Source organism: Pseudomonas sp. B14(2022) (genome assembly GCF_012030485.1).
GTDB lineage: Bacteria > Pseudomonadota > Gammaproteobacteria > Pseudomonadales > Pseudomonadaceae > Aquipseudomonas.
In genome coordinates this window covers 369,049-387,489 of the sequence record NZ_JAAUVM010000003.1, presented here as the reverse complement: position 1 = coordinate 387,489, position 18,441 = coordinate 369,049, and the positions used below count along the sequence as shown (strand labels likewise).

The window sequence follows — 18,441 nt, the reverse complement described above, 5'->3', positions numbered from 1 at the left end:
GGACTCCCATGAATTCCCAAAGCATCCTTGTCCCGAAAATCTCCACCTTGCCCGTCCACGAGCCCCGCGCCCGGGCCATCGTGCGCTGGCTGGTGCGCAAGAACATCATCAAGGAAGAACTGACCACCTGTGGCCGTACCGGCAACCGCATGGCCTACGCCCTGGCCGACGGCGCCCGCGCCGTGGTGCTGCACCCCGAAGCGCTGCCGTTCAACGAGCCGGTCAACGGCTTGGAGATCATCTACAAGCGCTGCATCTACACCCCGGCCAAGGGTTTTCTCGAAGAAGCCGGGTGCCCGGAATGCCTCAAGGAAGTCGGCGAGGCGCTGTTCGAAAGCCTGGAAGACTGGATGCCCGGCCACACCGACAACTTCACCTGCCCGCTGTGTGGGCATGAAGATGACATCAACGGTTTCCTGTTTCTGCAGGCGTGCGGGTTTTCCAACCTGGGGTTCATCTTCAACAACTGGGCGGAGGCGGGGTTCAAGCAGAGCTTTATCGACGAATTCGCCGATTGGCTGGACCAGAAGATCAGTTGGGTCAAAGTCGAGCTGTAGCCCTTCTATCACTATTCCCAAATATGTCAGAGTTTTACATTGAGACCTGGGGGGTGTCTGAGTATAATGGCGCGCTTCCATTTTCCCGCTCGGGAGCCCCCGCGATGCTGCGTATCAGCCAAGAAGCTCTGACATTCGACGACATTCTCCTAGTGCCCGGTTATTCCGAGGTGCTTCCTAACGAAGTCAGTCTCAAGACCCGCCTAACCCGTGGCATCGAGCTGAATATTCCCCTGGTTTCCGCTGCCATGGACACCGTCACTGAAGCCCGTTTGGCAATCGCCATGGCTCAGGAAGGCGGCATCGGCATCATCCACAAGAACATGACCATCGAGCAGCAAGCTGCCGAAGTGCGCAAGGTCAAGCGTTACGAAGCCGGTGTGGTGAAAGATCCGATCACCATCGAAGCCGACGCTACCGTGCGTGATCTGTTCGACCTGACCCGCCTGCACAACATCTCCGGCGTTCCGGTACTGCACGATGGCGACCTGGTCGGCATTGTCACTTCCCGTGACGTGCGTTTCGAGAACCGTCTTGAAGTCACTGTCCGCGAAGTGATGACGCCTAAAGAGCGCCTCGTGACTGTCATGGAAGGCGCCGACAAGAACGATGTGCGCGAACTGCTGCACAAGCACCGCATCGAGCGCGTGCTGATCGTCGACGACAAATTCGCCCTCAAGGGCATGATGACCGTCAACGACATTGAAAAAGCCAAAGCTTACCCGCTGGCCAGCAAGGACGATCAAGGTCGTCTGCGCGTCGGCGCTGCGGTCGGTACCGGTAAAGACACCGGTGACCGTGTAGCGGCCCTGGTTGCGGCCGGTGTTGACGTGGTGGTGGTCGACACCGCCCACGGTCACTCCAAAGGCGTGATCGACCGCGTTCGCTGGGTCAAGCAGAACTTCCCTGACGTGCAGGTGATCGGCGGCAACATTGCTACCGGCGCTGCCGCCAAGGCCCTGGCCGAAGCTGGCGCTGATGCGGTCAAGGTCGGTATCGGCCCCGGCTCGATCTGCACCACGCGTATCGTCGCTGGTGTGGGCGTGCCGCAAATCAGCGCCATCGCCAACGTCGCCGCCGCCCTTGAAGGCACCGGCGTGCCGTTGATCGCCGACGGCGGCATCCGTTTCTCCGGTGACCTGTCCAAGGCCATCGTTGCCGGTGCTTCCTGCGTGATGATGGGCTCGATGTTCGCCGGTACTGAAGAAGCGCCGGGCGAGATCGAACTGTTCCAGGGCCGTTCCTACAAGGCTTACCGCGGCATGGGTTCGCTGGGCGCCATGTCCCAGGCACAAGGCTCCTCCGACCGTTACTTCCAGGACTCCTCGGCAGGCGCCGAGAAGCTCGTACCGGAAGGCATCGAAGGCCGTGTGCCGTACAAGGGCACCCTGAGCGCCATCATCCATCAACTGATGGGCGGCCTGCGTTCCTCGATGGGCTACACCGGCAGCGCCGACATCGAAGAAATGCGCACCAAGCCAGAGTTCGTACGGATCACCGGCGCCGGCATGGCTGAATCCCATGTCCACGACGTGCAGATCACCAAGGAAGCGCCAAACTACCGCGTAGGTTGAGGCTTCCAGCAAAACGTTAAGTAACCGGGGCTGTTCTTTCAGCCCCGAGTTGTTTCTGATTCATTAGACGAGACTGACTTCATGGCCCTCGACATTCACGCCCACCGCATCCTGATCCTCGACTTCGGTTCCCAGTACACCCAGCTGATCGCCCGCCGCGTGCGTGAAATCGGCGTGTACTGCGAACTGCACCCGTTCGACATGGATGACGAAGCGATCCGCGAATTCGCACCGAAAGGCGTCATCCTCGCCGGTGGCCCCGAGTCCGTGCACGAAGCCAACAGCCCGCGTTGCCCGCAAGCCGTGTTTGACCTGGGCGTGCCGGTCTTCGGTATCTGCTACGGCATGCAGACCATGGCCGAGCAACTGGGCGGCAAGGTTGAAGGTTCCGAGCTGCGTGAATTCGGTTATGCCCGTGTCGACGTGGTCGGCAAAAGCCGCCTGCTGGACGGCATCGAAGACCACATCGACGCCGACGGCCTGTTCGGTCTCGATGTATGGATGAGCCACGGTGACAAGGTCACCAAGATGCCGGAAGACTTCCACATCCTGGCCAGCACCCCAAGCTGCCCGATCGCCGGCATGTTCAACGATGAGCGCGGCTACTACGGCGTGCAGTTCCACCCGGAAGTGACCCACACCAAGCAAGGCGGGCGCATTCTGTCGCGCTTCATCCTCGACATCTGCGAGTGTGAAGCCCTGTGGACCCCATCGAAAATCGCTGAAGACGCCATCGCCAACGTGCGCGCCCAGGTCGGCACCGACAACGTGCTGCTCGGCCTGTCCGGCGGCGTTGACTCCTCCGTGGTCGCGGCACTGCTGCACAAGGCCATCGGCGACCAACTGACCTGCGTTTTCGTCGACAACGGCCTGCTGCGCCTGCACGAAGGCGAGCAAGTGATGGCCATGTTCGCCGAGAACATGGGCGTCAAGGTGATCCGCGCCAACGCCGAAGAGCAGTTCCTGAACAACCTGGCCGGCGAGTCCGACCCGGAGAAGAAGCGCAAGATCATCGGTCGCACTTTCATCGACGTATTCGATGCCCAGTCCAACAAACTGGACAACATCAAGTACCTCGCCCAAGGCACCATCTACCCCGACGTGATCGAGTCGGCCGGCGCCAAGAGCGGCAAGGCCCACGTGATCAAGTCCCACCACAACGTGGGTGGTCTGCCTGAGGAAATGAACCTCAAGCTGGTAGAACCACTGCGCGAACTGTTCAAGGACGAAGTCCGCCGCCTGGGCCTGGAACTCGGCCTGCCGTACGACATGGTCTACCGCCACCCATTCCCAGGCCCGGGCCTGGGCGTGCGCATCCTCGGTGAAGTGAAGAAGGAATACGCCGACCTGCTGCGTCGTGCCGACCACATCTTCATCGAAGAACTGCGCAAGGCCGACTGGTACCACAAGGTCAGCCAGGCCTTCGTGGTGTTCCAGCCGGTGAAATCGGTTGGCGTGGTCGGCGATGGCCGTCGTTACGCCTGGGTCGTGGCCCTGCGTGCCGTGGAAACCATCGACTTCATGACCGCCCGTTGGGCGCACCTGCCGTACGAACTGCTGGAAACCGTCAGCGGCCGTATCATCAATGAAATCGAAGGTATTTCGCGCGTTACTTATGACGTGTCGAGCAAGCCGCCGGCGACGATTGAGTGGGAGTGAAATCAGGTCTTTCGAGGACTATCGTCAGCTATCGAAAATACGCCGTAACGTGTTGATTTAAAAGAGAATACGTCACGACCGCTATTGGTGGCTATCGCTGGCCAGCAGAACAGGTTGGCGGTGGAACTGGCGGTAAGAACTGAGGGCCGGATTAAGACCGTCCCGTTCACTATCCAGACCTAAACCGTCTTTGACGGTAAAGGTCTGCTCGGGAAAGCTTGTTTCATGCGGCTTTCCCGGCATCAGCAGGTCTCCTGGCCCCTGACGGTAAAAGCCGTCAAGAAACAGGAGAAAAACCTCGATGCTTACCGACACCGCACTGCGGAACCTCAAGCCTAAGTCCAAGATTTATAAGGCTTCTGATCGCGACGGGATGTACGTAACGGTATCGCCCAGCGGTACCGTCACCTTCCGCTACGACTACCGTCTCAACGGACGTCGCGAAACTCTGACGATCGGCAGGTACGGACCTGCCGGTATTTCTCTGGCGTTAGCTCGCGAAAAGCTGATTGACGCCAAAAAGACCGTCGCACAAGGCAAGTCACCCGCTTTGGAAAAACAGCGCGAGAAGCGCCGGCTAACCGCCGCGAAAACTTTCGGCGAGCTGACTGGAAAGTGGCTTGTGGGTGCTCGAATGGCCGACAGCACAAGGGCCATGCGCAAGAGCATCGTCGATCGTGACATCCTTCCCGCTTTCGAGAACCGGCAACTCAACGAGATCACCGCCGATGATCTGCGTGCTCTCTGCAACAAGGTGAAGGCTCGCGGGGCGCCCGCCACCGCGGTGCATGTTCGCGACATCGTGAAGCAGATCTATGCCTTTGCGATCCTGCACGGCGAAAAGGTAGACAACCCAGCTGAAGACGTGGGCGCTGCGTCCATTGCGACCTTCGTACCCAAGGATCGCTCGCTGTCACCGCTGGAAATCCGGCTGATGTCGCGGCAGATGGAGTCGGTGGCTACCTATCCGACGATCCGGCTGGCGCTGCGCATGATCTTGCTGACCCTGGTTCGCAAGAGCGAACTGATCCAGGCCACCTGGGATGAGGTCGACTTCGAGAGTGCGACATGGACTATTCCGAAGCACCGGATGAAGGGACGCAACCCCCATGTGGTTTATCTATCACGCCAGGCTCTCGACATCTTCATAGCGCTGCACACCTGCGCAGCCGGTTCCAAGTTCGTGCTGCCCTCGCGCTATGACGCCGACCGCTGTATGTCGAACGCGACCTTGAACCGCGTTACGCAGATCGTGGCTGAACGTGCCAAGGCCGCTGGGCTACCGTTGGAGCCATTTACCGTCCATGACCTGCGTCGTACCGGCTCGACGCTACTGAACGAAATCGGCTTCAACCGCGATTGGATCGAGAAGTGTCTGGCCCACGAGGATGGGCGCTCTTCGCGCTCAATCTACAACAAAGCCGAGTACGCCGAGCAGCGGCGGCACATGCTGCAGGAGTGGGCGAACATGGTCGATGCCTGGATCGATGGGCAGACCTACGTGCCGAGGCTGATCCCGGAAAACGTTGTAGTGCCTACGTTGAGCGCGATGGCCTGAAATGGAGGCATGGTTGTCACTTGACAACCATGTCAGCCATCCACATACTGGAGACCATTGATGGCCCGTTCCTCTCATCCGAAAAAAGAGGTCGAGGAAGCCCTTCAGCACGCCGAAGCGCAAGGATGGCGTGTTGAAGTCGGCGGGAGTCACGCCTGGGGGCGAATTTATTGCCCGTACAACGACGAGGAGTGTCGTTGCGGTGAATTCTGTATTACCTCGGTATGGAGTACTCCCAAGAACTCTGGGAACCACGCACGCGCCTTACGGCGAGTGGTGGACAACTGCACAACGCACCGCAAGCGGCATGAAGCTGACGACGATGCTGAGGAGTAGCACGATGGAATACACCTTCACCCTGAAATACCAGCTCGCTGAAGATGACCGTGACCCGAATGGATTGGTCGAGCGCTTAGGCGAGGCTGGCTGCGATGATGCCCTGGTCGGCATAGGGCAGCCGGGGCGGCTTGCGCTGGAATTCACCCGCGAGGCGGATAGTGCTGATGCTGCTGTACGCAGCGCGTTGGCCGATGTACGGAGCGCCGCACCGTCGGCCAGACTGATCGAGGTTGCTCCGGATCTTGTCGGCTTGACCGATGTGGCGGAGATGGTTGGCGTGTCACGACAGAACATGCGCAAACTGATGCTGGCCCATCCGAGCAGCTTTCCAGCTCCAGTGCATGAGGGGAGTGCGTCGATCTGGCACCTGGCGGATGTGCTGACCTGGCTGCAGGCCAAGGGCAGCTATTCTCTGGCGAGGACCGTCCTGGATGTAGCGCAGGTGGCTCTGCAGGTCAACGTGGCCAAGGAGGGCCAGCGGTTGCCGCGGTCTGCGTTCAAGGAGCTGCAAGCCTTGGTCGGATGAGGGGCATTGTCGGCATCATCCTTCGCTCGAACCCGCCCGAACAGGGCGGGTTTTTCGTAGGTGGACATCCGGTTTGGAGCTGCTGCCGCGAGGGGCTTGTTTTCGTTCTTCGATCCAGGCCTCCACTTCGGCTAGGTCCCACACGACGCAACGAGGCGTCAGATTGAAACGGCGCGGGAATTCGCCGCGGCGCTCCATTTCATAAATTGTCGTTTCAGCGAGGGGAACGATCTGCCGCAGCTCCTGACGGCGGATGGTTCGGCGAAAGGGCAAAACGCTGGATTTCGGAAACTGCGGGAGTTCACCGTAGGCAGCCGAGCCGGGTATCGGAGCGGCTACGACGCTGGTGGATTCTTGGGCTCCGCCCATTTTGGGTAACGATGTATTGTCCATATCGCACTCCATAAGCGTTGTTGCGGCAGACGATGAAGCAATGGTGACTTTCATTGGCTATCGGCAAAACTCGCTGGAGCGCAGTCAGGCATATCCGAGAATAGATAGCTACCAAAAGAGCGGAGGAGACGTCGATGCTGAGAGGTATTCCGACTTTCGAAAGGTTCTGGGCGACATGCTTCAGCTTGCCTATAAGCATGGCCGCGACTTAGGTGGTTTGGACCACCGAACGGCACGCCAAAGATGGGCTTGGCCGGCCGGCTTTTGAAGGACATGAGGTGACGCGATGAAGCTAAACAAAGCTTGGTGGGAGCATCTGGCGCCGAAGTCTATGATTGGACGGCGGCGCGAGGTTGAGCAGCTGCTTGAAGACTTCGTGCGGTCCTCGGACTACGCGCGGGAATGGGCGCGGGCGGCTGCGAACCCCAACGGCGTGTTTAGACTCAAGCCAGGCCAAGTGATACCCGTGGTGCGTATGATTTTCATGGGCGACCGCCCAGGGTTCATCTCTCCGTTCCGGAAGCTCATGGATGGGCACAGAACGGTGGACCGTAAGCCAGAGTATGGTCTCGGCGCCCTGGGCGAAGGCGAGTTAGCTATCCAGCCTACGATTTCGGTGGAAGTCGTTACTGATCCCACGTACTTGGCTGCGGCCATGCGCGGAGTTACGCAGATTGACGAAAGCACCATCAGGAGCCCCAGCCTTATATTCTCGGTGCCTGCGCACTTCCTGCTATCGCCCAAGCACTACCCCGAACGCGCATATGTCCTCTACCAGCACATCTTCGGTGCTGGTGCGTCGTACCCCGACGACGGGTCCTTTTATGTGGGTGTATCCACCCGTAGCTGGCAAAAGCGCTGGTCCGAGCACCGTCGCGCGATTGAGACGGGCAGTCCATTGCTTTTCCATCGCCGATTTCGAGAAGAGCAAGAAGGTGGGCGTCTCACGTACGTGCACCACAAGGTGATGGCTATCACCGACGATCTGGAGCAACTCTACGAGGCGGAAGAGTTCCTGGTGGAAGGGCATTGGGATGACGAACGCCGGCTCAACATGGTGCCGGGCGGAAAGAGCGGCCTGCGCTACCTGCGCGAAAACGGATTTCTTTCGAAAGGCGTCGTTCCTCTGCCCGATGACCGCTACAAGATTCTGCACAAGTGGCTGAATGATCACCCCCGCTTGGGTTTACCGGCACCATGGGTCGCCGAAAAGTGGAAGGACAACGACTGGGCGATAGCGCAAATTTGCGGGCGGGACGGGCGCTTATCCGTAGTCCAAGTCAAGGCAATACGCGAGCTCGCCAAAAACCATACCCCCGAGGAAATCTCCATTCGCATCGGGGCGAAAGACGTGGGCCAAGTGAAACGAGTCTTGGATGGAAAAACTTACACACGAATAGCCTGATCTCCCAAGCGCTGTACCAAGCTAATGCGGTTCGCGCTGGGGGCTTTCTCCTTGCTTAAAAAGTTCAGCAGCTAGAGCCCCGGAAGCCCTACCCGACGGACGTCAGAGACGAAGAATGGAGCTTCGCTCGCCCTTATCTGACGCTGATGGAAGAAGTTGCGCCGCAGCGCCGCCATGATCTGCTGCCAAGGTGCTGGGTGATCTAGCGTAGCTTTGGTTGGCTGGCGCGCTTTCGACGACTGTCTCGGAACTATGAACGGCTGCCCGAAGTGCTCAGCGGACTGCACTTCCTCGTCTTTGTCGTGCTTATGCTGCCCAATGCCGCACGACTGCTGGCTTCTGCCAGTGGTTCATAACAGGCTCTAGCTCCTGTTGAGCCGGCGTCACTTTGTGTAGTTGAGTGCTCATCCTTCCAGAAATCTTATAAAGTGTTACAAACACGCTTGCTTCGGTCACGCCGAGCAAGTCTTCCAGGATGGTCACAAGGACGGCCTATGGCCGCAAAGGATGAGCAAATGATTGGTCGTGGATCTGAATGGCGTCGCTGGGAACCGCACATCCATGCGCCAGGAACCGTTCTAAATAATCAGTTTGGCAGCGACTCCCCTTGGGATGCCTATCTCAAAAAGATTGAGACAGTTACGCCGAAAATTGAGGCGTTGGCGGTGACTGACTATTACCTTACTGAAACGTACGAAGAGGTGGTAAGGCAAAAGGCGGCTGGCCGTTTGCAAGATGTACAACTCATTTTTCCCAACGTCGAATTGCGTTTAGATGTCGCAGCAAAGTCTGGCTTTGTCAACGTGCATCTCCTAGTCAGCCCTGAAGATCCGAACCACGTCGCAGAACTGCACCGCATCCTTCAGCGCCTTCAGTTCCAGGCGCATGGCGATACCTTCAACTGCACCCGCCTGGATCTGATTTCCCTCGGCAGAAAAGCCGACACTAGCATCCTCGATGACCGCGCTGCGCTTTCGCACGGTGCCACGCAGTTCAAGGTGAATTTTGACCAGCTCCGCCGAGTTATGCGAGAGAGCGATTGGGCGAAGACCAACATCCTCATCGCGGTTGCAGGCGCGACGGGCGACGGAACTTCGGGGTTACGCCAAGCCGCGGACGCAACCATGCGTCAGGAGATCGAAAAGTTCGCCCACATCATATTCTCAAGTAGTACAGCACAGCGCGAATTCTGGTCTGGTCGCAAGGGTGTAACGCTAGACCAACTCAAGGAGCGTTATGGCGGCTGCAAGCCCTGTCTCCACGGCAGCGATGCCCACGACCAGAAAACCGTAGGCGAGCCGGTTGAAGAGCGTTACTCGTGGATCAAGGGCGGGCTAGAGTTCGACGCCCTGCGCCAGGCTTGTATCGACCCCGAAGGTCGCGCTTATGTCGGAAGCGAATCGCCGTCCACGGCCATGCCTTCCCAAGTAATCTCGAACATAACTATCGGAGATGCCAGTTGGGCATCAACTCCGAACATGCCACTTAATCCTGGGCTCGTCGCGATCATCGGCGCGCGCGGCTCAGGCAAGACCGCGCTTGCTGACATGATTGCCGCCGGCTGTGACGCAATCACTCCAGCCGCTTGGAATGCGAGCGCAAACATCAGTCCATCATTTCTCGTCCGTGCCCGCCAGTTGCTTGGCCAGGCGACTGCTACGCTGACATGGGGTGGAGGTGCTTCAGTCACACGCTTCCTCGACGGGCGCGATGCAAACGGTCATCTAGCCTTTCCCCGAGCGCGCTACTTGTCTCAGCAATTTGTAGAGGAGCTTTGCTCCTCTGCTGGCGTCTCCGATGGACTCATCGCGGAGATAGAGCGTGTGATCTTTGATGCCCATCCACAAGATGATCTTGACGGCGCTATCGACTTTGCCGAATTGAGGGATTTCCGCACCGCCCGTTTCCAGCAAGCCCGAGAACGGGAGGCTGAGGCAATCGCCGATTTATCCGAGCGTATTGCCACGGAGATTGAAAAGGAAGCTGCTGCCACAGGCCTAGCGCTGCAAGTCACGCAAAAGACCGGCCAGATCAAAAGCTACAACGAAGATCTCGCCAAGCTTGTCGTGAAGGGAACTGAGGCTCAGGCCAATCGCCACACCCAGCTCGGACAGGCCGTGCAGACGCTGCGCGGAACGATCCAAGCCTACGGCAATCAGCGCCGGACATTCGTTGCGCTGCAGGATGAGGTGGTAAGCACTCGCAATACCAAGGCCCCCGAGCTGCTGCGCCAAGCCAAGGAACGACACGTTCACAGTGGCCTCAATCAGCAGCAATGGGATGAGTTCCTGCTGATCTATAAAGGCGATGTCGATACGAGTTTGACCGGCTATGTCACATGGTGCGATCAGCAAATCGCAGCACTCACAGGTCCGGCCATTTCGGCCAGCGACCCGAACACGCCGCTCTTCCCTGACAATGCTGACCTCTCTAAATTAACCCTCAATACCCTCTTGGCTGAAATGGCCCGGCTGGAGGTGCTGGTAAGCGCCGACAATGTCATTCGCGGCCAGTACTCCACCCTGTCAAAGCGCATCGCCCAAGAGAACGCCGCGCTCACTAGCCTTCAAACACGCCTAACCGACGCTCAAGGCGCTAGCGCGCGTCGTAAGGAACTCCAGAGCGAGCGGGAAGCGGCTTATGGCCGAGTATTTCAGGCGATCATCAACGAGCAGAATTCGCTCGCCGATCTTTATGAACCCCTGATGGCGCGCTTAAATGCGTCCACCGGCACCCTTCGCAAGCTCGGGTTCTCGGTTCGCCGCGTCGTTGACGTTGCCGCCTGGGGGGCTGTTGCTGAAGAAGACCTTCTCGACCGACGGAAGGCAGGGCCATTCCAAGGCCGCGGCGCGTTAATTGCTCTGGCGGACACAACCCTACGATCAGCATGGGAAACAGGTTCGGCTGCCGACGTGCAGGCAGCGATGACGAATTTCATTTCGCAATACATGCGCGACCTTCTGAGCCAGGCTCCCTTTGGCCAGAATCAACAAGCAGAGTTTCGTGGCTGGTTGAAGCAGTTCGCTCACTGGCTTTTCGCCACCGATCACATTTCGGTGCGATACGAAATAGTCTATGACGGAATGGATATCCGAAAGCTGTCGCCTGGAACACGGGGCATCGTACTTCTTCTTCTCTACTTGGCACTGGACGATGCTGACGATCGGCCACTTATCATCGATCAGCCAGAGGAGAACTTGGACCCCAAATCTGTGTTCGAGGAGTTGGTCGCCCTGTTTATCGCGGCTAAGGCCAAACGCCAGGTAATCATGGTCACGCACAATGCCAATCTCGTCATCAACACCGATGCGGACCAGATCATTGTCGCCGACGCTGGCCCTCATCCTGCTGGTGGGTTGCCCCCACTCAAATACACATCTGGCGGCCTTGAGAACACTGCTATTCGCAAGGCGGTTTGCGACATTCTGGAGGGTGGCGAAGATGCCTTCCGCGAACGCGCACGTCGATTGAGGGTTAGGCTGGATCGCTAACTGCGGCAGCATTGAACGCTCGACGCGTAGATTGATTGCCCGATGTTTGGGAACGAACATCGGTTTTTCTCACCTGGATTCCTTGCGCCGGTATGGACGCAAATTGCACTTGAGTGCGATCCCATTGACCAACGGAAGGATGCAATAGCCCCGATGACGGCCTCCGCTCCTATAGACACTACTGGCCTGCTCACCATATTGGGAGTCATCGCCGCTGTGTGGGCGCTCATCTCTCCCACTAATCGGCTCCGGCTTCGCTTCTGCACGACATGGGTGGATTGGGTCGTGGGTGGATCGGTGTTTTTTCTTGTCCACTACCTGATGTACGCCCCGGTCTTGGAGCAACTTGGGCTGTACTACAGCTTGGGACCTTGGAAATGGGGGGTTGACAGTTCCAGTGCGGTGTATCTGCTGTTGCTCTCGGTGGCACTGTACTTCTTTTGGCGAACACGCTTTCCGAAGCTGGCCCGAGGGCGAGTGCACGTCTTTCGTGAATTAATCGAAAACTTGCACCTCACCAAGCGCTATGACGAGCTGGTACTGCTGGTCGAACCCCAACTGCCCACTCTTATTTCCCTAACCCGGCAACAGTCTTGGCTGGTGCGCTGGATAGAAAACCGGGGAAATCCCACGGAGGAACTGGCGGCGCTCTTGCGCGGGGAGCCCCCCAAACCTGTTTCAGCGTGGAGCAAGCAGTGGCGCCGATTTCTGCACACATTGAAATCCAGATATGCGGAGCGAGACCAGGCCAGCTTACAAGCCCGGGAGATCCTATTGAATCTAGTCACCTCGCCTGAGTTGACCATTCACTTGGCGCAAGCGCACCCACATTTCTGCCTCAAGCTTCTGGAAGCGGACGAAGCGATACGTTCTGACTTTATTGCGCAGTACATCGACGCGCTGCTGGACGCCACGGGAAGCCGCCTCTACGTTGAGCTGAAGAATAATCAGAACCTCAATGGCGGAAGCCGTCTTTACCTGCCGGAAAGCAATCGGTTGCTTCGCTTCTTCTTTGCAGATGCAGCGACGGCGGTGAAGAACGGCCTGGAAGCTGCCATAGGCGAGGCATTATGCCGCCGATTGGACGAAGACAAGCATTTGGCCAGAAAACTCAACGAACCGCTGGGCTCCTACCAAGAGGTGGGGCGGTTTCGCTGTCCGATCAATTCAGGCATCACACTCTTTGAAATCATGGTGCACGAAGGCATCCACCAGGGGTTGCAAGACCATATGTGGCTGCACTACTTCGGGCACTTCGCCGAGAAGATCCTCAAACAGATGCCTGGCGTCCCCGACGAAGAGGCCTATCAGGAGTGGCCAACGCCATTTCACTACCTTCTCGGCCGCCTGATTGGCGTCGCTACGGATTGGGCCGAGCAGTGCGCGCGCATAGATGATTCCGAAATACCGCATGCAACCCGTTGTGCCGTGAATTTCGATCGCCACTACATCTCCAAGCAAGCCACCAAGGTAATCGGAGCGATGCTGCAAGGCATCATTCCGAGTGAGAAGCTGTCGGTGTCATTTAAGACACATCTGCTGGAAATCGCCATTCGCTGCTATGTAAAGCTACAGAGCGATCCGAGGATGGCCGATGTAGCAGCGTCATTCCTGAAGGCCGTGATCGTCGGGTCGGATTTGCCTACAAAGGACGCTTACCGGCAGGAGCTTAGTAATGTATTCGGGAATCTGGATCACGTTCTGCGGGACAACGCGTCCACCTTCAAAACTGCGCTGGACGCCTCGCTGCCTTGACGCTTCGCCGCACGGGTGCGGTCATCGCGGCTGATTCAATTATTCGGCATGCCGGACGTTGGCAGTGGCTACGACTTGATTAAGGCCATAGCCCCTTCGTTCATCGCTCTCGTCAATGAGCCGCATCATGGCTTCGCGCAGTTCGCTCGATACGGGTGTGCCGGCGTCCGTGTCGCGAAAGTAGCGCATCACGGTGCCCGCGACGATGTCGGCCAACTGCACGCCGATGGCCTCATGCGACTGCGCAAACTCGATGCTGGCTTCTTCCTCAAACCGGTAGTCAGACTGCGGGGTGTAGGGCAGATGCACGGAGTGGCTCAGGTTTTCGGCCGTCATTTTTCCCTGGCGCAGAATGTTCTCCACCTCCAATTGCTGGTCGTGTACCAAGCCGATGCCGGCCAAGCGCCTGCTGTAATAGCGATTCAGCCTGGCGTAGATGCTCGTGAATGACGTCAGGTTCGGCAACATCCAGACCTGTTTCGCATGTTTGTTAAGGTCGGGGGGCGGAAGAAACCGCGACCAAGCTTCGCCACCGTTATCACTTTGCTCGCCGTATTCGGTTTCAGCCTCCTGCACCATGTGGGCAATGCCTTCCGCGATTTGAACAGCCGATCCGGTATAGCTCAGATCCGTAGCCATGTCGCGCAGCACGGCGAATGAGGCGCGAAGCGTCTTGTCACCAGGCGCCAGGCACGAGGCGACGAACGTATCGAGGACGCGTTCTGACGCGTGAAAGTACAGGAAGTCTGCCACCGTGTTCTTGACGAAGTGGAGCTTCACCGATTCGGTATAGCCAAGGCATGCTGGCAAGAGTTGGAACGAGGTGATGCTGGTGCAGATAAAGAAGCGCTTGTCGACCACCTCAATGAAAAGCGGAGCGCGTTGATCGAGCAATCCATGGATGACTTCGGCCGAGAATCTTGGCTTGGCTGTCAGCGACTTGGACTTGAGTTCGCCAGCAGGAATGCGGTGACGGCTTCGCAGCTCATTGATGCGATCTTCCCAGTCATGACCGTCCTCAAGGCCAATGCCGGCTAGGGCAAAGTAGGGTTGGCCCTTGAAGTCGTAAGCATTGCCGCTGTTGATCATGTCCCCGCTGTGGCCGCTTTCATCAATATAGACGGTGGTCATGTTTCGATGCTGTCCCTGGAGTGATTCGTCTTCGGATGTATAGCGCATTCTGAACGCGCGCTCGACCTAGTGTTAAGGGGCGGGCGCGTCTGCGCCTTTCCTGGGACTGGCGGCCTTTGGTGTCTTCCTGCCATCTCTGCTGAACATCAATGTCCCGTTGAAGTTGGAAGAACGACTGTTTGATCACAGTGTGCCAAAAGCCTGCTGATCCGTTGATTCATGGGCGTCCCCGGCCCAGAAGCATGGCCGGTCGCGCTGTCGTGCTGCGCATCGAACCCCCTTCGGGGTTTCGCCCCCTCCGGGCTTCCATCGTTCCCTCGCTCCGCTCGGCTGACGCCTACGGCCCGGCTTCCAGATCCGGGCCTGCGCGCTTGCGCTTGCATGCGGTTCAGCACATCTCGGCGGCCATTGCCATGTCCAGCCGTCTCCCCTGACTTCATCACCTTGCACGCGACTGTAGCCCGCGTCCGTGTGCCATCAAGGCGCGCAGGGCCGTGTCCTCGGCTGCGCCTGCGGGCCGCACCAACCCTGCGCTTGCCTCCTTGACGGCCCCCGTCCGCGCGCTCCTGACCGTCGCGGGCGATGAACTCAGGAAAGACGGTGGCAACAGGGCCAACCGGGTTCCTCGTGCCAACCGCACCGAACAGCCGAAAAGCTGGGCTCCGAATCTAGGAATCCGGTGTGCGGCTTGAACAGCAAACCCTTTTCGTCAGGAGAAAAACCATGCAACTCGCATCCCGTTTCGCTTCCCGTTCCCCCTCGCTGCGCAGCGACTACCCGCTGACCGATGACCAGATTCACCGCGTAGCGCCGTCCATCTTCGCGGACGCGCCGCATGAAAGCCGTTCGCAGCGGTACGCCTATATCCCCACCGCCGCCGTGCTGACCGAGCTTCGCAAGGAAGGTTTCCAACCCTTCATGGTTTGCCAGACCCGCGTGCGCGATGAAGGCAAGCGCGAGCACACCAAACACATGCTGCGCCTGCGCCACGCCAGCCAGATCAACGGCGCGGAAGCCAATGAAATCGTGCTGCTGAACTCCCATGACGGGACAAGCAGTTATCAGATGCTGGCGGGAATGTTCCGGTTCGTTTGCAGCAATGGCCTTGTGTGCGGCGACACCGTGGCCGATGTGCGCGTGCCCCACAAAGGCGACGTTTCCGGGCATGTCATCGAAGGCGCTTACGAAGTCTTGCGCGGCTTCGACCGGGTGAAGGATTCCCGCGACGCGATGCGCGCCATCACGCTGGACGAAGGCGAAGCCGAAGTGTTCGCCCGTTCCGCGCTGGCCTTGAAGTACGACCCCACCGACAACAAGCCCGCGCCCATCACGGAATCGCAAATCCTGATGCCGCGCCGGTTCGATGACCGCCGCCCGGACTTGTGGAGCGTGTTCAACCGCACCCAAGAAAACCTGACCAAAGGCGGATTGCATGGCCGCAGCGCCAACGGACGCCGTCAGCAGACCCGCCCGGTGCAGGGCATTGATTCCGATGTGCGCCTCAATCGCGCCCTCTGGATGCTGGCCGATGGCCTGCGCCAGTTGAAAGCCTGAACTCCAATGCGGCAGGGGCAGGCCCCCTGCCGCCTCCTATTCTTGCTGCTGGGTGCGAGAACAGACTGTAAAGTAATCGTGTCGAGCCAAACCCCTCAAATGATGCGCCAAGGTACTGGACGGCAAGTCAGCCACCTTCAACAGCCTATTGAACGGACTTCAAAGCATGATAGAACGAATTCACTCTTATAAAACTGACGATGGCCAAAAGTTGGAATTGACATTTGACGAGGTGGAGGACAATTTAAACGGAATTATTGTCAGAACAAATGGGATGCCGTTTTTGCGTGATCGCCGCGACAACAAGCTGTATAAAACTCCATTTACTGATGTCGCGCTAGAAATGCTTGCTGAAATTGCCAGAAAGAACGGGCAATCATCTATTGATGGAGTCGCGCCTCCAGCTCATATAAAAGACAAGCGATTTGACGGCCTTTGCCCTTTTGTTCAATTTGAATACTCCAACATTGAATATCTTTCCATACCTGGGCTTGGCAGCGAATTCAGTAGCAACGGGTTTCTTGTCCCTGTATATTTCAACAATGAAGTCTTAAATAAATACACTCAAAACCCCAAATATAGAATTGATATATTTTCAGGGACATATGGCAGCATCGCCCAAGGTGATGAGTGGCAGATATCATTTGGTGTCAACGCCAATAAGCAAGTGATTATGTGGCTTGGAGACATTAACGAACTCCCAGTCAAGGAGCAGCAATATTTGCTTTCGGAAAATATTCCCTCTGCATTTGACATTCACTCTGATTTTTTCGATGCGCAAATTGAAAATCAGTGGTCAGAGGGGGCCATTGAGAACAAATGCCTGAATCTAAGAGGGCAAATTTCCGATAAGGTGAAAAGCCTTTATGGACATAGCCTCTATAAACTTCCCGATGAGATCGGGTTAACTATTGCAGGCTTGCAGAAGCCGATTTTTTGGGAGGATCGACATGTTGCGCCAGTTGTCGAGTCTCTCAATCGAATTTTCATTGAATCACTTAACGAAAATTTCCTAAAAAATTTTCTTAACTCCCGCGACATCAAAATTGCATCCGGAGCGCGCGGGCTGAAGTTGCTGGAAAGCGCTATTGAAAACTTATCTGACCAGTCTGGAGCGCGAGCAATAATGTCGCCATTCTTTGTGCTTTATGACTACAGGATAAATGTTTGCCACTTACAGTCTCAAGAAACAGTAATGACAAAAACCAAGACGATAAACGAAAGGCTTTCCATTGAAGCGTCGAATGCGTCTCACGAAGTAATTTACGACAGTCTTTTTGAGAAAATCTATGATTCGCTCACGAAGATAAAAGCGCTTATTGAGATGGACTCAAAATAAGGGTTCGCTTTTCTTGCAGCATGTTGGCGAAGTGCGCATGCAGTCACGGCCACTCGGTGCCAATCCCTCAAGCCTTAGTGCCTGTCGGCCTGCGCGCTCCGCTTGCTGGCATTCAGACGCGCTAGGGCGCGTCGCGCTCTTTCAGTACGGCCCCGAACTCCTGGCGCACCCGCGCCAGCAGCTCGTCGGCCTTGTGCGTGTCGTCGCCGGCATACGCTAGCGTCAGCAACGTCAACGGATGCACCTCCATGACCTCGCACAGCTCGGTCAGCTTGTTCAGCGTCGGACTTTTCAGATCGCGCTCCAGCGTACTCATATAGGTGCGGCTGGACACGTCGGAGAACGCCTCCTGGCTCAAGCCTCGCGCCTTCCTGACTGTTCGTATTGCCGCTGCTAATGAATGTTTCGCTGCCACTAACTTGGTTTCCCCACAAAAACCAAGATGACAGCCTTTTGCGACCTATAGGGCTACAATCTATAGTGTTCATTCATGGCTGAAAGGCCCGCTTTCGTGCTTTTACGGAAATCCGTTTGTACGGAATCCGACAGAACCGGGGAATCGCATCCGTGTCTTTCCGGCTTTCGACAATTACGCTTCGGCGCTTCCGTTCTTCTACGGATGCGATGGCTTGCGCATCCGTGCTTCCACATGAATGCACGGATGCGGTTCGGCGGTTCTGCGCTTCGGCACCAAAGCACATCCGCGCATCCTCGGTTTCGTGGGGAAGCTGTCCATGACCCTACCGCGTGTCACCGCTGATGAACGCGCCCGGCTGCTCGCCAACGGGGCGGCGCGCGCTGCAGGCCAAGCCATCGATCCGATGCCCGCGGTGCGGCTGTACACGCCGGACGCGCACGCGACCTGGCTGCTCGTGTCGCTCGAGCCTTCGGATGGCGACACGGCCTATGGGCTGATCGACCTCGGTACCGGGATGCCTGCGCTGGGGACGGTCAAGCTCTCCGAATTGGCCAGCATCGTCGACCCGCGCAAGCTGCCGGTGCGACGTGATCGCTATTTCCAGGCGGTGCGACCGCTGTCGGAGTACGTAAGGCTGGCGCACGAGAACGGCGCGATCCTGGACTGATGAAAGCCAGCTCAGTCCTGCCTGCCGGGGCGCATTGTGACTATTTCAGTCTTGGTCAAGACCTGCGCGGTCTGA

16 protein-coding genes and 1 pseudogene are annotated in these 18,441 nt (G+C 57.6%); 13 read left to right on the top strand and 4 right to left on the bottom strand.

What is annotated here, in order from left to right:
- The first annotated feature begins 8 nt into the window (after positions 1 to 8).
- The 3 genes from HCF10_RS07565 to guaA all read left to right on the top strand — a co-directional run bounded on the left by HCF10_RS07565 (position 9) and on the right by guaA (position 3,790).
- Complete coding sequence (locus tag HCF10_RS07565) at positions 9 to 557, top strand: sugar ABC transporter ATPase (protein ID WP_065924854.1); 549 nt, start codon at positions 9 to 11, stop codon at positions 555 to 557.
- Positions 558 to 661: 104 nt separating this feature from the next.
- Positions 662 to 2,131: an IMP dehydrogenase gene (gene guaB / locus HCF10_RS07560; protein ID WP_131697981.1), complete on the top strand. Its 1,470-nt coding sequence runs from the start codon at positions 662 to 664 to the stop codon at positions 2,129 to 2,131.
- Positions 2,132 to 2,212: 81 nt separating this feature from the next.
- Positions 2,213 to 3,790, top strand: a complete 1,578-nt coding sequence (guaA, locus tag HCF10_RS07555) for a glutamine-hydrolyzing GMP synthase (RefSeq protein WP_053257860.1) — start codon at positions 2,213 to 2,215, stop codon at positions 3,788 to 3,790.
- Between the two features lie 81 nt (positions 3,791 to 3,871).
- Here the strand turns inward: guaA and HCF10_RS07550 are convergent, their stop codons facing one another.
- Positions 3,872 to 4,105, bottom strand: a complete 234-nt coding sequence (locus HCF10_RS07550) for a hypothetical protein (RefSeq protein ID WP_167655175.1) — start codon at positions 4,103 to 4,105, stop codon at positions 3,872 to 3,874.
- Between HCF10_RS07550 and HCF10_RS07545 the strand changes: the two genes are divergently transcribed.
- Genes HCF10_RS07545 through HCF10_RS07535 form a run of 3 tightly spaced genes read left to right on the top strand, consistent with a single transcriptional unit; the run spans position 4,092 to position 6,213 of the window.
- Positions 4,092 to 5,348, top strand: coding sequence for a tyrosine-type recombinase/integrase (locus HCF10_RS07545; RefSeq protein ID WP_167655174.1), 1,257 nt, complete (start codon positions 4,092 to 4,094; stop codon positions 5,346 to 5,348). The genes HCF10_RS07550 and HCF10_RS07545 overlap by 14 nt on opposite strands.
- Before the next feature lie 60 nt (positions 5,349 to 5,408).
- Complete coding sequence (locus HCF10_RS31285) at positions 5,409 to 5,684, top strand: hypothetical protein (RefSeq protein WP_167655173.1); 276 nt, start codon at positions 5,409 to 5,411, stop codon at positions 5,682 to 5,684.
- 4 nt (positions 5,685 to 5,688) lie between these two features.
- Positions 5,689 to 6,213: a helix-turn-helix transcriptional regulator gene (locus HCF10_RS07535; RefSeq protein ID WP_167655172.1), complete on the top strand. Its 525-nt coding sequence runs from the start codon at positions 5,689 to 5,691 to the stop codon at positions 6,211 to 6,213.
- A gap of 15 nt (positions 6,214 to 6,228) precedes the next feature.
- Here HCF10_RS07535 and HCF10_RS07530 read toward each other — a convergent pair whose 3' ends face one another.
- Positions 6,229 to 6,606: a helix-turn-helix transcriptional regulator gene (locus tag HCF10_RS07530; protein WP_237683065.1), complete on the bottom strand. Its 378-nt coding sequence runs from the start codon at positions 6,604 to 6,606 to the stop codon at positions 6,229 to 6,231.
- A gap of 286 nt (positions 6,607 to 6,892) precedes the next feature.
- On the opposite strand from HCF10_RS07530, the gene HCF10_RS07525 reads away from it, so the two are divergent.
- From HCF10_RS07525 to HCF10_RS07510, 4 genes and pseudogenes are all read left to right on the top strand, one after another.
- A complete protein-coding gene (locus HCF10_RS07525; protein ID WP_167655171.1) occupies positions 6,893 to 8,011 on the top strand; it encodes a hypothetical protein in 1,119 nt (372 codons plus the stop codon).
- Positions 8,012 to 8,190: 179 nt separating this feature from the next.
- Positions 8,191 to 8,367: pseudogene (locus tag HCF10_RS07520) on the top strand (transposase); the annotation flags it as partial.
- A 159-nt stretch (positions 8,368 to 8,526) separates the two neighbouring features.
- The gene (locus tag HCF10_RS07515) at positions 8,527 to 11,502 is read left to right on the top strand and encodes a TrlF family AAA-like ATPase (protein WP_167655192.1); all 2,976 of its coding nucleotides are present in this window, start codon (positions 8,527 to 8,529) and stop codon (positions 11,500 to 11,502) included.
- A gap of 153 nt (positions 11,503 to 11,655) precedes the next feature.
- Positions 11,656 to 13,257 (top strand): acyl-CoA carboxylase subunit epsilon, encoded by a 1,602-nt coding sequence (locus HCF10_RS07510; protein WP_167655170.1) that lies wholly within the window; start codon positions 11,656 to 11,658, stop codon positions 13,255 to 13,257.
- Positions 13,258 to 13,296: 39 nt separating this feature from the next.
- On the opposite strand, the gene HCF10_RS07505 is transcribed toward HCF10_RS07510, so the two are convergent.
- Entirely contained in the window at positions 13,297 to 14,388 is a 1,092-nt protein-coding gene (locus HCF10_RS07505) for a DUF3800 domain-containing protein (RefSeq protein WP_167655169.1), read from the bottom strand.
- A 723-nt stretch (positions 14,389 to 15,111) separates the two neighbouring features.
- Here HCF10_RS07505 and HCF10_RS07500 point away from each other — a divergent pair.
- Complete coding sequence (locus HCF10_RS07500) at positions 15,112 to 15,942, top strand: DUF932 domain-containing protein (RefSeq protein ID WP_167655168.1); 831 nt, start codon at positions 15,112 to 15,114, stop codon at positions 15,940 to 15,942.
- A 166-nt stretch (positions 15,943 to 16,108) separates the two neighbouring features.
- Complete coding sequence (locus HCF10_RS07495) at positions 16,109 to 17,281, top strand: hypothetical protein (RefSeq protein ID WP_167655167.1); 1,173 nt, start codon at positions 16,109 to 16,111, stop codon at positions 17,279 to 17,281.
- Positions 17,282 to 17,402: 121 nt separating this feature from the next.
- Here HCF10_RS07495 and HCF10_RS07490 read toward each other — a convergent pair whose 3' ends face one another.
- Positions 17,403 to 17,696 (bottom strand): helix-turn-helix domain-containing protein, encoded by a 294-nt coding sequence (locus HCF10_RS07490; protein WP_167655166.1) that lies wholly within the window; start codon positions 17,694 to 17,696, stop codon positions 17,403 to 17,405.
- Positions 17,697 to 18,015: 319 nt separating this feature from the next.
- Between HCF10_RS07490 and HCF10_RS07485 the strand changes: the two genes are divergently transcribed.
- On the top strand, positions 18,016 to 18,366 hold the full coding sequence (locus tag HCF10_RS07485; RefSeq protein WP_167655165.1) for a DUF2958 domain-containing protein: 351 nt from the start codon (positions 18,016 to 18,018) through the stop codon (positions 18,364 to 18,366).
- Positions 18,367 to 18,441 lie beyond the last annotated feature (75 nt).